The sequence below is a fragment of the Stenotrophomonas sp. YJH_SMC_81 genome, from assembly GCF_059370875.1.
Genome location: NZ_JCAFUB010000002.1, coordinates 477,637 through 492,005 on the forward strand (window position 1 = coordinate 477,637; position 14,369 = coordinate 492,005).

10 protein-coding genes are annotated in these 14,369 nt (G+C 67.5%); 4 read left to right on the forward strand and 6 right to left on the reverse strand.

Annotated features, from left to right (window positions below; translation table 11 throughout):
* Nucleotides 1–208: 208 nt before the first annotated feature.
* The 4 genes from AC5P8U_RS05765 to AC5P8U_RS05780 form a co-directional block, all read right to left on the reverse strand.
* Nucleotides 209–2,506, reverse strand: coding sequence for a TonB-dependent receptor (locus AC5P8U_RS05765; RefSeq protein WP_111202291.1), 2,298 nt, complete (start codon nt 2,504–2,506; stop codon nt 209–211).
* Nucleotides 2,507–2,708: 202 nt separating this feature from the next.
* Entirely contained in the window at nt 2,709–3,449 is a 741-nt protein-coding gene (gene phbB, locus AC5P8U_RS05770; protein WP_005419193.1) for an acetoacetyl-CoA reductase, read from the reverse strand.
* A 24-nt stretch (nt 3,450–3,473) separates the two neighbouring features.
* Nucleotides 3,474–4,802, reverse strand: coding sequence for a CitMHS family transporter (locus AC5P8U_RS05775; RefSeq protein ID WP_005419191.1), 1,329 nt, complete (start codon nt 4,800–4,802; stop codon nt 3,474–3,476).
* A gap of 75 nt (nt 4,803–4,877) precedes the next feature.
* Nucleotides 4,878–6,017: an OprO/OprP family phosphate-selective porin gene (locus tag AC5P8U_RS05780; RefSeq protein WP_180885031.1), complete on the reverse strand. Its 1,140-nt coding sequence runs from the start codon at nt 6,015–6,017 to the stop codon at nt 4,878–4,880.
* 241 nt (nt 6,018–6,258) lie between these two features.
* Between AC5P8U_RS05780 and AC5P8U_RS05785 the strand changes: the two genes are divergently transcribed.
* The 4 genes from AC5P8U_RS05785 to AC5P8U_RS05800 are packed head-to-tail and all read left to right on the forward strand — an operon-like array spanning nt 6,259 to nt 10,063.
* A complete protein-coding gene (locus AC5P8U_RS05785; protein WP_005419188.1) occupies nt 6,259–6,948 on the forward strand; it encodes a response regulator transcription factor in 690 nt (229 codons plus the stop codon).
* Entirely contained in the window at nt 6,941–8,332 is a 1,392-nt protein-coding gene (locus tag AC5P8U_RS05790; protein WP_072167687.1) for a sensor histidine kinase, read from the forward strand. The genes AC5P8U_RS05785 and AC5P8U_RS05790 overlap by 8 nt, the downstream gene beginning before the upstream one ends.
* Nucleotides 8,329–9,384 (forward strand): ABC transporter substrate-binding protein, encoded by a 1,056-nt coding sequence (locus AC5P8U_RS05795; RefSeq protein WP_111008233.1) that lies wholly within the window; start codon nt 8,329–8,331, stop codon nt 9,382–9,384. Before AC5P8U_RS05790 ends, AC5P8U_RS05795 begins: the two co-directional genes overlap by 4 nt.
* A gap of 28 nt (nt 9,385–9,412) precedes the next feature.
* Complete coding sequence (locus AC5P8U_RS05800; RefSeq protein WP_065185360.1) at nt 9,413–10,063, forward strand: response regulator; 651 nt, start codon at nt 9,413–9,415, stop codon at nt 10,061–10,063.
* A gap of 316 nt (nt 10,064–10,379) precedes the next feature.
* Here the strand turns inward: AC5P8U_RS05800 and AC5P8U_RS05805 are convergent, their stop codons facing one another.
* Complete coding sequence (locus AC5P8U_RS05805) at nt 10,380–13,022, reverse strand: hybrid sensor histidine kinase/response regulator (protein ID WP_334271265.1); 2,643 nt, start codon at nt 13,020–13,022, stop codon at nt 10,380–10,382.
* A 66-nt stretch (nt 13,023–13,088) separates the two neighbouring features.
* Entirely contained in the window at nt 13,089–14,258 is a 1,170-nt protein-coding gene (locus tag AC5P8U_RS05810) for an OprO/OprP family phosphate-selective porin (RefSeq protein WP_072167603.1), read from the reverse strand.
* Nucleotides 14,259–14,369: the final 111 nt, after the last annotated feature.

Genomic DNA, 14,369 nt, shown 5'->3' on the forward strand with positions numbered 1-14,369 from the left:
CCCGGCGCTTTGCTTCTGCTCTTGCTTTCCATTGCCTCCGCGCCGGCGCAGGGGATTGTCGAGCGAGGTGGGACGGGCCGAGGCAGGACCGTGAGGCGCATGGATGCGCCGACCGAGCCTACATGGACGTACTTGCGGCGTGTCCTGCCTCGGCCCGTCCCACCTCGCCCCGCTGCGGTACTGATGCGCCGCAGCGCCCGCTTTTGACTTAGAACTCCGCCGCCACCGTCATGAACAGCTGCCGCGGTGCGCTCGCATGGATCGCATAGCGCGTGCCCTTCGGATCGGTCGGTGCGAACGAGCTCAGCTGGCCGGCGTAGCGCTTGTTGGTCAGGTTGGTCGCATTCAACGACACCCGAATGTTGCGCAGGCCCAGGCCCGGGCCGAAGTCGTAGCCTGCACCGGCGTCGAAGGTGGTCACGCCCGGCACCGACTGGTCGTTGGTGTAGGTGTAGTAGCGTTTGCCGGTGTACTTGGCACGCAGGCTGGCGAAGAAGCCATCGCGGTTCCAGCTGATCTCGCTGGAGGCCATGCGCTGCGGCGTATCCACCGTGATCTTGCCGGCCACCGGCACGATCGCGCCGCCCGAGGTGTAGTCATCCTCGTAGGTGGTCTTGTTCCAGGACAGCGCGTTGTACCACTGCAGGCCGTCGATCGGCTCGAGGATGAAGGTCAGTTCCGCGCCGTGGCTCTTTACCGAACCGACGTTGATGAAGCGCGTCACGCACTCCGGACGCGTGCCGACTTCGATGCTCGAGCACGGGTTCAGCGACAGCAGGCGGTTGTCGAATTTCACGTTGTAGGCGGCGATCGAGGCCTGGTACTTCTCGCCGAAGGTACGGAAGCCGGCTTCCAGGCTCTTGGACTTCTCCGGTTCCAGCCCGGCGCTGGCCGCGAACGATTCCGGCGACACCTGCAACGGGCCACCGCTGCCGCCACCGACAAAGGCGGCGATGTTCTCGGCGTACGAGGCGAACAGTTCATTGTTGGCGTTGAGCTTGAAACCCAGGCCCACCTGCGGCAGCACCGACTTCTTGGCGGTCAGCGTGCCCGAGGCGATGCTGGTTTCCACGCCCGGCTGGGCGGTGGCGCGCATGCGGGTGTTCGGGCTCTTGATGCCCACGTCCACGGTCAGGCGCTGGTCCAGGAAGCGCATGCGGTCCTGCACGTAGAACTGGCGCGTGCGGATGTCGAAATCCTGGTTGAACAGCAGGCGGTCCGGGTTCTTCAGGTACAGGTCGTCCAGGAACGGGCCGCTGATGTAGTAGAAGTTGCGCGACACGTTGTGGTCGTTCTGCTCGTACCACAGGCCCGCCTCCAGTTCGTGGATGCCCACCGTCCACGACAGCGCGGCGGTCACACCATCGCGGTTGATCGTGTAGTTGGTGCTGCGGATCGAAATCGGCAGCATCCTGTCGGTGCCCGGGTAGGACGGCTGGCCCGGTGCCCACCAGTGGCCCTGGCCACGGTTGTCGTGGTGGTAGGCCAGCAGCTTCAGGCGGCCCTGCTCGCCCAGGCGCAGGTCGGCATCGACCGAATAAAGGTTGTCGTCGCGCAGTGCACGGCTCTGGTAGTACGCATCGTCGATGCTGTTGACGCCGCCGCTGAACCTGCAGCGCGCCTTGTTGTAGGTGCCCGGCGCGCAGTACGCGGCGGCGACGGCGCGATCCCAGTCCGGCGCGTAGATGTTCCAGTCATAACCCAGGCCGCGGGCCAGCATGTCCTTGGACAGGTAGGCGTAGTTGGCCTGGCTGGCGCGCGAGGTCGCCACGAACGCACCGAAACGGTGGTCGCCGACATTCCACACGGCCTTGGCGTTGAACTGGCGGGTGGTCTGGTTCTGGTACGGCGCGGCCCACATGTCCTGGTCCTGGTGCACGCCGGACACATAGGCCGAGAAGCCGTTGAGGTCGCCGGTATCCACGCGCAGGTAGCCACGGCGCTGGTTGTTGTCGCCGACGGTGACGCTGGCACGGCCACCGAATTCAGTGGACGGGTCCATCGAGAAATACTGGATGGTGCCGCCCAGGTTGCTGGTCGAAGCCACGCCCAGCGAACCGATGCCCTGCGACAGCTCGGCACCGGCCAGGTTCTCGGCAATGATCGCGCGGGCAATGCTCAGGCCGTTGTAGTTGCCGTAGCTGTTGTCACCCAACGGGATGCCGTCCAGCGTATAGCCGAGGCGGCTCTTGTCGAAGCCGCGCAGGCTGATGGTCTGCGATTCTTCGTTGGCGCCGAAGGCATCGTTGGACTGCACCGACACGCCCGGGAGGCGGTCGAGGATTTTCTGGCCACTGGTGCCCGGCGGCAGCACCTGCTTGTCGACGGTGGCGATGCGCTGCACCTGGCGGGTCTCGCCCTGGCCGATCACGGAGACGGTATCCAGCGTCTGCGCGCTCAGCGCGGCATCGGTGCTGGCGCCGGTATCGGCAGCGGTGGCGGCATGGGCGCTGGTGGCGGCGGAGAGCGCGATCGCCACGGCGATCGTCAGGTGTCGGGTCTGCATGGTGGTCCGTTGCATGGGGGATGGTCACCGGCACACGTGCGCGGTGCATGGCCACTATGCGAACGGAACATGAAACCTTCTTTACGAGAAACCAACGAACGACGCAGGCCCCCGTGCGTGTCCTGCAACCCGATAGAAAAAGGGGCCGGATCCCCCTCGCGAACGAAGATTCACCGGCCCCGCGCACTCCGTGGGGGAGGGCTCAACCCATGTACAGGCCACCGTTGACCGGATAGTCGGCACCGGTCACGTACGAGGCTTCATCCGAGGCCAGCCACGCGCACAGGCCGGCCACTTCCTCGGGCCGACCCAGCCGGCGCACCGGCACCGAGGCGGCCAGCCGATCCAGTACATCCGGCGGGAAGCTGCTGATCGCCTGGCTGGCGATGTAGCCTGGCGACAGCGTGTTGACAGTGACCCCGCGCGAGGCCACTTCGGCGGCCAGTGCACGGCTGAAACCGTGCATCGCGGCCTTGGCGGTGGCGTAGTTCACCTGGCCGATCTGGCCCTTGTGGGCGCTGACCGAACCGATGTTGATGATGCGACCCCAGCCGCGCGTGGCCATGCCATCGACCACCTGCTTGGTCAGGTTGAACAGCGCATTGAGGTTGGAGGCGATCACCGCGTTCCAGTCTTCCACCGTCATCTGCCGGAAAAGAAGGTCGCGGCTGCCGCCGGAGTTGTTGACCAGCACGTCCACTTCACCGACTTCTGCACGGACCTTGGCGAACGCGGCGCTGGTCGAGGCCCAGTCGGTGGCGTTGCCTTCGGAGGCGATGAAGTCGAAGCCCTGTTCGCGCTGCTCGCGCAGCCAGTTGGCCTTGCGCGGCGAGTTGGGCGCGCAGCCGGCGACCACGGTGTGGCCGCTGCGGGCCAGGCTCTGGCAGATGGCAGTGCCGACACTGCCCATTCCACTGGTGACGTAAGCGATTCGAAGCGTCATTGCAGAAGGCTCCTTGGCAAAGGGTCAGGCGGCGAGGGGATACAGGCCGAACAGCAGGCTGCCGATCATCAGCAGCATCGAGATGGCGATGGCCCACTTCAGGGTGAACTTCTGGTGGTCGGCGAATTCGACCTTGGCCAGGCCCACCAGCAGGTAGGTGGACGGCACCAGCGGGCTGAGCAGGTGCACCGGCTGGCCGGCCAGCGAGGCGCGCGCCATTTCCACCGGGGTGATGCCGTAGTTGCCGGCGGCCTCGGACAGGATCGGCAGCACGCCGAAGTAGAACGCGTCGTTGGACATGAAGAAGGTGAACGGCATCGACGCCACGGCGGTGATCACCGCCAGGTACGGGCCCCACGACTCCGGAATCACCGCCAGGAAGCTGTGTGACATCGCCTCGACCATGCCGGTGTTGTTGAGGATGCCGGTGAAGATGCCCGCGGCGAAGATCAGCGACACCACCGACAGCACGTTGCCGGCGTGGTTGACCACGCGGCGGCGCTGTTCGGCCAGGTTCGGGTAGTTGATCACCAGGGCGATGGCGAAGCCGACCATGAACAGCACCGGCATCGGCAGCACGCCGATGATCAGCGCGGTCATCAGCGCCACGGTCAGGGCCAGGTTGACCCACAGCAGCTTCGGACGCTTGATGTCCTCGGCGTCTTCCACGGTCGGCAGCGGGTTGCTGTCATCGGACACGCTGTTGTCCATCCAGCTGCCGCCCTTGGGCAGGGTCACCACGCCGAGGCGACGTCGTTCCTTCAGGCCCAGGTACCAGGCCAGCAGCAGCACGCCGGCACAGGCGATCACCATCGACGGGATCAGCGGCACGAACACATCGGCCGGGTCCACGTGCAGCGCGGTGGCCGCGCGTGCGGTCGGGCCGCCCCACGGGGTCAGGTTCATCACGCCGCCGGCCAGGATGGTCACGCAGGTCATGTTCAGCGCGTTCATGCCGAGGCGCTGGTACAGCGGCAGCATCGCCGAGACGGTGATCATGTAGGTGGTCGAACCGTCGCCATCGAGCGAGATCAGCATCGCCAGCACCGCGGTGCCGAGCACGATCTTCATCGGATCGCCCTTGACGAAGCGCAGGATCACCCGTACCAGCGGATCGAACAGGCCGGCGTCGATCATCACCCCGAAGTAGAGGATGGCGAACATCAGCATCACGCCGGTCGGCGCGATCTTCTTGATGCCCTCCAGCATCATCTCGTCGATGCCGGCACCGAAGCCGCCGATCAGCGCGAACAGGATGGGGATGGTGATCAGGGCGACGAGCGGCGACAGGCGTTTGCTCATGATCAAGTACATGAACGTAATGACCATGCCAAAGCCGAGGATGCTCAGCATCATCTGCGGACTCCTTGCGAAAACAGGATGTGGGGGAGTGGAAGGGGGGCGGTCGGTTTGCCCGGGACAGCTGGCTTAGAAGTCGTACTGCAGGCGGCCGGTGACCGCGCGCGTGCGGTCCACTGTGACCCCGGCCAGGCGGTCGCGATTGCGGCTTTCGATCACGTTGAGCATGAAGCGCAGGTTGTCGCGCAGGTACCAGTTGCCACCCAGCGTCCACGCTTCGGTGCTGCCACGGCGCAGGTCCGGCGCGCCATCGAGGTGCTGCGCGCCCCACATCTGGTCGTAACGCAGCGCCACTTCGAAGGCCCCAGCCTTGTGGCGGATGTCCTTGACCCGTGCGAAGCGGCCGGTCTTGCGGTCGTAGGCACGGCTTTCGCCGGTGACGAACCAGCTGAGCATGCCGTAGGCCGCCATCACGTCGCCGCGCTGGGCGCCATCATCGAAGGTGGCGCCACTGAACTCGCCCTGCCACGACAGCGGGCCGCGCACCTGCGCGTATTCCAGCGACCACTTGTTGACGTCGGTATCGCGGCCGGCGGAGAAGTCGACCAGGGTCAGGCGGCTGTTGTCGGACAGGTGGCCGGCCGGGCGCGGGCGGATACGCAGGCCGGGCACGCCGTTGGCACCCGGGTTGTCGTAGGCCTCGCGGGCCAGCGACAGGCCCAGGTGCAGCACGTCACCGTCGCTGGGCGAGGGCGCCCAGGTGACGCGACCACCCGCCGCGCGGCCCTTCACCTGCCAGGCGTCGATGCTCTCCAGGCTGTAGATGCTGGCCGCCCAGGTGAAGTCACCCGGGTTGGCCTGCCAGGACGCACCCAGGCGGTACAGCGGCGCCAGCGTGGTGCCGGCGTTGCCGCGCTCCAGGAAGCTGCCGTAGTTGGAGCTGGTACGGTCATCCAGCGAGAAGTACTGCTTGAACTGGCCCACGGTCAGCTTGCCGGCCTTGCCGAAGCTGCGTGCCAGATAGACATCCTTGGCCTCGACGCGGTCGCCGGAGAAATCGGCTTCCAGCTTGTAGTCGACCACGAAGAACTTGCCCGACACGTCCAGCCAGGCGCGGCGGACCTCGGTGTCGTCCTTGTTCGGGGTGCCGCGGTTGTCGTTGTCGAAGGTGGCGAAGTCCAGGTGCAGGCGGCCACCGAGAGTGGCGGTGACCGGGCGGTCGTCTTCGGCAGCGAAGGCCGGCGCCGACAGGGCAGCCAGCGCCATCATGGCGGCAGGACGCCGCCAGGCAAACGTGAATTCCACAAACCCTCCCAGGTGCGCGCCAGGCGCGCGGCAATCGTGGGCACCGGACGGTGCGCGGCCGCAGTCTGGGTCGGGCAAGCTGTCATCGTCCTGTCAGCGGTTTGTGCGGTGCAGCGAAAAGCTGTCGTCGATCTCGCCGTGCCGTGCCCGGCAAGCGCGGCGGCGGCATGCGGTAGCATTCGGTTTCCCTCCCACCCGTGTGCCCATGCGCCTGCTGCTGGTCGAAGACAACCCGGATCTGGCCGATGCGATCATCCGCCGGATGCGCCGTAGCGGGCACGCTGTGGACTGGCAGGCTGATGGCCTGGCCGCCGCCAGCGTGCTGCGCTACCAGAGCTTCGACCTGGTGGTGCTGGACATCGGCCTGCCCAAGCTCGATGGCCTGCGCGTGCTGGCCGGCATGCGCGAGCGCGGTGACAGCACGCCGGTGCTGATGCTGACCGCGCGCGATGGCATCGAGGATCGCGTGCAGGCGCTGGATGTCGGTGCCGACGATTACCTGGGCAAGCCATTCGATTTTCGCGAGTTCGAAGCGCGCTGCCGTGTGCTGCTGCGGCGTGCGCGTGGCCAGGCCAGCGAAGTGGTGCAGATCGGCGGCTTCCAGTTCGACAACGCTGCGCACCGGGTCAGCCTCGACGGCGAACCGATCGAACTGCCCAACCGCGAGTACCGCCTGCTGGAGATCCTGGTCGGGCGCCTCGGCCAAGTGGTCGGCAAGGATGAGATCGGCAACGGCCTGTTCGGTTTCGATGACGAAGCGGGCCCGAATGCCATCGAGTTGTATGTTGGCCGCCTGAGAAAGAAGCTGGCGGGCGCACCGCTGCGCATCACCACGGTGCGCGGTGTCGGCTATCTGCTGGAGGCCAGCGATACCCATGCCGACGCCGATGGCTGACGCGCGCGCTGCGACTGCGGCGCCGGGTTCGCTGCGGCGAACGCTGCTGCTCTATCTCGGCGTGCTGCTGGCGGTGTTCGCAGTGGCCCTGCTGTTCGCCGCGCGCGATTACGGCCAGCGCGCCGCCAATCGATCCTACGATCACCTGCTGGTGTCCTCGGCGCTGTCCATTGCCGATTCGGTGGCCCTGGTCGATGGGCAGTGGCAGGTCGATCTGCCGTATGCGGCGTTGGACCTGCTGGCGATGGCGCCCGAGGACCGCGTGTTCTATCGCGTGGCCGACAGCCGCGGCACCCTGATCACCGGCTACGGCGACCTGCCGGCACCGCCGCGCCGGCCCGGTACCCAGCCGCAGCTGTTCGATGCCACCTACAGCGGCGAGACCGTGCGCTTCGTGGTGGTCGGTCGCAGCTTCGCCGCTGCCTCGGCGCAGGGCGAGGTGCAGGTCCAGGTCGGCCAGACCCGGCGTGCGCGTGAAGCGGTCGCGCAGGACATGGTCAATCGCGCATTGCTCGCGATCGGCGTGCTGTCCGGGCTGCTGCTGGCACTGGTGGCGTTCGGCGTGCATCGCGCATTCCGGCCGCTGGTGCGGGTGGAGCGCGAGCTGTCGCGACGGGAGCCGTCCGACCTGAAGCCGCTGGATGCCCGCGTTCCGCGCGAGATGGACCAGATGGTGGCGGCGCTGAACCGCTTCATGGAACGCCTGTCCAGCAGCAACGAGACACTGCGCGCGTTCATGGCCGAGGCTGCGCACCAGATGCGCACGCCACTGGCTGCGTTGCGCGCACAGGCACAGCTGGCGCTGGATGATGACGATCCGGAGGACATGCGGCGCAGCCTGCAGGCGATCGAGCGCAACGCCACCCATATGAGCCGGCTGCTGAACCAGCTGCTCAGCGATGCCAGCGTGATCCATCGTTCGCATCTGCAGCGCTTTGCAGCGGTGGACCTGGCCGAGACCGTGCACCAGGCCTTGCATGAAGCGCTGCCGCAGGCCGGTCCGGCGCCGCGCGTGCAGTTGGCGATGACCGCCGAACCGGCACTGGTGCACGGCGATGCGCTGCTGCTGCGCGAGGCGATCAAGAACCTGGTCGACAACGCACTGAAGTACGGCGGTGACGGCGACTTGCAGATTGCCCTTACCGTGGAAGGCGAGCAGGCCGTGCTGACCATCGCCGACCACGGCGCAGGCATCGCCCCGGCCGATGCCGAGCGCGTATTCGAGCGTTTCGCCCGTGGCGAAGGCGCGCCCTCAGGTGGTGCGGGGCTGGGCCTGGCCATCGTCAAGCGCGTGGTCGACAGCCATGGCGGCCGCATTGACCTCAGCAACCGCCCGCAGGGCGGGCTGGTCGCCACCATCCGCCTGCCCCGGAGCAGTCCATGATCCGCTTGTTCGCGACGGCCGTTGCCCTGCTGCTGGCCCTGCCGGTGTTGGCCGCGCCCGGCGATGTGCGCCGTTTTCCCGCACAGGGAGCGGCCACCGCTCAGCTGCGCATCCACGGCACCACCGACATCGAAGTGTTCGCGGTGGTCATCGCCGACTACCAGCGCCTTCACCCCGGCACCGAAGTGGTGTACGAGGACATCATCACCCAGGACCTGTACGCGCGTTACCTGCACGACCGTGGCGGGCCGGCATCACCGGACCTGTTGATCTCCAGCGGCATGGACCTGCAGACCAAGCTGGTCAACGATGGCCATGCGCTGCCGCACCGCTCGGCGCAGACTGCGGCGCTGCCGGCGTGGGCGCAATGGCGCAACGAGGCATTCGGCATCAGCTACGAGCCGGTGGTGATGGTCTACAACACCCGCGCACTGCCGGCAGCGAAGGTGCCGCACACGCGCCGCCAGCTGCTCGACCGGCTGCGTGCTGAAGGTGCACCGCTGCGCGGCAAGGTCGGCACCTATGACATCGAGCGCAGCAGTGTCGGCTACCTGCTGGCCACCCAGGACGCGCAGCGCGGCAGCATTGCCGGTGCGCTGCTGGGCGCGCTCGGCGACAACGACGTGGTGCGCGAGGAGCGTACTGGCGTGCTGCTGGACCAGGTGGCCAGTGGCCAGCTGTCGCTGGTCTACAACGTGCTCGGCTCCTACGCGCAGGCACGTGTCGATGCCGGCGCGCCACTGGCCATCATCGAGCCCGAGGACTACACGCTGGTGGTGCTGCGCACCGCAGTCATCCCGCGCACCGGCCCACACCCGGAAGAAGCGCGGCGCTTCCTCGATTACCTGCTGTCGCCGCGTGGCCAGCAGGTGCTGTCGCGCGAAGCGCGGCTGATGCCGATCGTGACCGGCAACGCACGCGGTGACGATGCGCCCGGCCGCAGCCGCCGTCCGATCCAGCTCGGCCCGGGCCTGCTGGTGTACCTGGACGCGCTCAAGCGTCGCCAGTTCCTCGATGCCTGGCGCAGCAGCGTCGAGCCGGCCGGGCGCTGAGGCGGCGACCTGCCCGTACAATGGCGGTATGAGCGAATACACCATCCTGATCGCCGATGACCACCCGCTGCTGCGTTCGGCGGTGGTGCAGTCCTTGCGGCAGAGCCTGCCATTGGCACAGGTGCGCGAGGTTGCGAGCGCCGAGGCATTGGCCGAGACGCTCGACGCGCAGCCGGACGTGGACCTGGTGCTGCTCGACCTGACCATGCCTGGCGCGCACGGCTTTTCCGCGCTGCTGCACGTGCGTGGCTCGCATCCGGACATTCCGGTGGTGATCCTCTCGTCCAACGACCACCCGCGGGTGATCCGCCGTGCCCAGCAGTTCGGCGCGGCCGGTTTCATCCCGAAGTCGGCCCCGGCCGAGACCATCGGCGAGGCCGTGCAGGCGGTGCTCGACGGCGGCCTGTGGTTCCCGGCAATGGCCGCCGAGCGCTCGGAGGCCGATGCGCTGCTGGCCAGCCGCCTGGCCCAGCTGACCCCGCAGCAGTTCCGCGTGCTGCTCTGCCTGGCCGATGGCCTGCTCAACAAGCAGATCGCCTACACGCTGGGGCTGGCTGAGAACACGGTGAAGGTGCATGTCACAGCCATCCTGAAAAAACTCGAGTGCCATAGCCGCACCCAGGCCGCGGTGCTGGTGAAGGCGCTGGAGCCTGAAGGCGACGCCGGCATCGGGCTGTAATTTCCAGCCAACGGCACAGCCCCTCGTGGGTGGACACGTAGAGCAGTTCATGGGAGAGGCTGGGCAGGTTCCGTGCGCGTCCACCCACGGAAGAGAAAAGAGGATCAAAAGCAAAGGCAGCCTGGCAGGCCGCTTTTTATAGAGCCGAGCCCACGCTCGGCTGCTTTGCGGCCGGTCCGCGAAGCCGAGCATGGGCTCGGCTCTACACGAGCAAGCGTAGCGCAGGACCCGCTTTTGATCTTCTTTTCTCTTCCGTGGGTGGACGCGCACGGAATGTGTCCGCGGCCGGGCAGATGGCTGCGCCGTTGGCTGGAAACTACCCGCGATGCCGGATCAACAACTGACTCATCAGCGCCCGCAGCGCCGGCGGCTTTACCGGCTTGGCCATCATTCCCCAGCCGCGCTCGGCGGCCATCTCACGCAATCCCGCATCGCGCTCTGCAGTGACCAGCACCACCGGTGGGCGTGCCTGCCACAACTCCGCCAGCGTCTCGTACAGCACCGGCCCGTGGTGATCGCCCATGCGCACATCCAGCAGCACCAGCTCCGGAACCGTCTCGGCACTGGCCAACTGCAGCGCCGCCTGTGGCCCATCGGCCAGCGCCACCTCGCAGCCCCAGCGCTCCAGCAGCGCACGGCTGGCCGCACACACGTGCGGATCGTCGTCGATCACCCACACCCGACGCCCACGCAGCGGGTTGTCCGCGCCCGGTTCCTGCGCCAGTACCGGCGCAGGCGCGGTGGCCGGAATCGCGCTGGCTTCGCCGAACGGTACGCCTACCGCGAACACGCTGCCCCGGCCCAGCTGCGAGCGCAGCCGGATCGGATGGCCGAGGAGGCGGCCGATGCGGTCGACAATGGCCAGGCCAAGGCCGGCGCCGCGCTGCTGGCCGTCGTGCAGGCGACGGAACTCCTCGAAGATCTCGCCCTGCAACGCGTCGGGAATACCCGGGCCCTGGTCGTGCACTTCGATCCACAGCAGTCCTTCACGGCGGCGGCAGCCAAGCAGCACGCGACCGCGTTCGCTGTAGCGCAGCGCGTTGGACAGGAAGTTCTGCAGGATGCGGCGCAGCAGCGCTTCATCGCTGACCACCACGGCATGGCTATCGACCCAGTCCACCACCAGCCCGCGTGACTGCGCGGCGATGCCGAACTCGCGCGCCAGTGTCTGCAGCAGGGGGCCCAGCCGGAACGCCTGTACGCGGGTGGGCAGGCTGCCTGATTCCAGCCGCGCGATATCCAGCAGGCTGTTGAGGATCGCGTCCTGCGCCGCCAGCGCGGCATCGATATGATCGGCAGTCTGCTGCTGCGCCGGGTCGCCCAGCTTGCCGCGCAGCACTGAGACGAACATGCGCGCAGCGTTGAGCGGCTGCAGCAGGTCGTGCACTGCCGAGGCGACGAAGCGGGTCTTGTAGCGGTTGGCCTGCTCGGCCTCGCGTCGCGCCTCGTCCAGGTCACGGGTGCGCTCGGCGATGCGGTGTTCCAGCGCATCGGCCAGCGAGCGCAGTTCGCGCGCCGCATTCTTGTAGCTGGTGATGTCGGCGTAGCTGGTGACGAAGCCGCCATCAGGCAGGGGATTGCCGCGGATCTCCAGCACCGTGCCGTCGTCCTTTTCGCTCTCGCGCATGTGCGGGCGACCACTGCGCAGGTGGTTCAGGCGGCGCTCGATGGCCTCGTCCACCGGGCCGGGACCGAGCAGGCCACGACGGGCATTGAAACGGAACAGTTCCTCGATCGGCCGGCCGACGCGCACCAGGTCTGCCGGGAACCGGAACAGTTCCAGATAGCGCGAATTCCACGCGACCAGGCGCAGGTCGCGGTCGATCACCACCACACCCTGCGGCAGGTGTTCGAGGCTGCGGCTGAGACCACTGTCGGCGTCGGTGGCGGCCTGCAGCAGGCCATCCTGTGCGGTGCGCAGCTCCTGTGCGTGCTGCTTGAGCAGGGTTTCCAGTTCGCGGCGGCTGCGCAGGCGATGCTTGGCCAGGCGCCTGCGCTGCTGCACGAACAGCACCAGGAAGCCCAAGGCCAGCCACGCGGCACCGCCGGTCAGGGCGGCCGCGCGACCTGCTGCAGTAGCGGCGCCGGCGTCGTGCAGCAGGTGCAGGTTCCAGCCCTCGGCGGGCAGCGCCAGGCTTTGCCACAGCATCGGCTGCGGCAGCGCAGGATCCAGCAGCCGCACCATGCGGCCGCCATCGGACAGCACGTCTTCGGTACGTGCACGCAAGGGCTGCAGGGCACGGTCGGCGTACTGACGTGCATCGAGCATTTCGCGGCGCTCACCGGCACGCAGCGGACGCAGCAGCCGGTAGCGCCAGCTGTCCCGGTTGGACAGGAATACGACGTCATGGTCGTCGCTGGCCAGCACCACGTCCGGGCTGCTCAACCATTCCTGTTCCAGCGCGGACAGCTCGACCTTGATCACCACCACGCCGAGCCGCTTGCCGTCAGCCTCGATGGCCTGCGAAAGGTAATAGCCGGGCACGCCGGTGGTCATGCCGATGCCGTAGAAGCGGCCACGGCCCTGCGCCAGCGCCTGGCGGTAGTAGGGGCGGTAGCTGTAGTTCTCGCCGACGTTGCTGGTCGGTTGGTCCCAGTTGCTGGCCGCCACCGCCACACCATCGTGGCCGACCAGGGTCAGGGTCGAGGCCCGGGTGACTTCATTGGCACGTTGCAGCTTGAGGTTCAGTCGCTGACGTTCGCCGGGCGAGGGCGGCACACGCAGTGCGTGCAGCAGATCCGGATCCAGCGCCATGACCTGCGGCAAGGTGCCGAAGCGGTCGATGCGCTGTTGCAGGCCCTGGCCATACAGCTGCAGCTGGCGTTGCACCTGGCTGCTTTCGTCGCCGAGCGCGCGCCGCCAGGCGTAATGGCCAGCGGCGACCGCGCACAGCACGGTGCCACCGACCATCACCAGGATGGTCAGCAACAGCATCCGGTGGCGGCTGAGCCAATACATGGCGGCAGTCTACGCAGGGCCGGCGGGCGCGGCGTGCACGCCCGCCGGGGTCTGACGTGGAAGGGGTCAGAAGTGCATCTGCGCGCGCAGTTCGAAGATCTCCGGCGTGCTGTGCACGCCACGACGGCTGGCGTCGACCTTCACGTAGTTGGCCTGGAACTTGAAGTGGCTGGTCAGGTACCAGTTCGCACCCAACGTCAGGTCGTGCTGGCGGCCACCCAGGATGTCACCATCGTCGAGGTCCAGGCGGCTGTAACGCGCCACCAGTTCGACCGCACCGTAGTTGTGCGCCGGCTTGATGTTGGCCACCGCGCCGGCGTTGTACGGCCGCGATTCGCCGGTCAGCACCCAGCTGGCCATCGCGTACTGGCCGCTGCCGGTGAAGTCGGGCTTGCCGTCATGGCGGGTGACCGTGGCGCGCAGCGCTTCGGCCTGCAGCGAGAACGGGCCGCGGATCCAGATGCCTTCCAGGCCGGTGCGGCGGATCTGGTCGGCGGTGACCAGCGCGCCGGAATCGACGTAGCGGATGTCGGTCAGGCCGGCTTCCGGGCGCGCGCGCAGGCGGGCGCTGGCCTCGTGGTGCACGTCGCGGCCGTCGCTGTAGCCGCGTGGGTTCTCCTGCGAGTAGGCCAGGCCCAGGTGGATAACGTCACCCGGTGCCTTCACCGGCGTCCACACCGCCCGCACCGCCTGGGTGGTTCCGGGGTTGTCGCCCTGCAGGTCCTTGCCGCCATAGGCGCCTGCCTGCAGCAGGTACTGCGGGCGCTCCAGCACCCATTCCACACCGGTACGGCGGCCTTCGTAGAAGGCCTGCACCGGCAGCGAGGTTTCCAGGAAGCTGCCGGCACGCGAAGAGGTGTTCGCATCTAGGCCGACCGGGGTCTTCATGTAGCCGAAGCGGAAGCGGCCGACGTCACGGCCGAAGAAGGCCTTGCTCTCGAAGCGCACGAACACGTCCAGCCAGGTATCGGCCTGGAAGTCGTAGTAGACCATCGCGTCGTACACGCCCTTCTTCTTCAGCGTCGCACCGAATTCCTTGCGCCGCACAGCGTCGTCGTCCTCGAGGCCGCTGGCCGAGGAGAAGTCGTTGTAGTCGTAGGCGATGTTGGCGGTGGCCGCCAGCTCGGTGCCATCGCCGAAGGTGTACTTGGTCGGCCAGTTGTCGAAATCGGCGGCCGAGGCGAAGGCGGGAAGGGCGGCCAGCGACAGGGCCAGCAAGGTGGGATTCGGGCGCATGTTGGGTGCGGCTCTCTCAGATTGCGTGTGGACAGGACATCAACGGCCGCAGGGGCCGAAACTTTCGCAGGGACATGCCCAGCCGTTCAGCCCGGGCCACCGGCCTTCCCG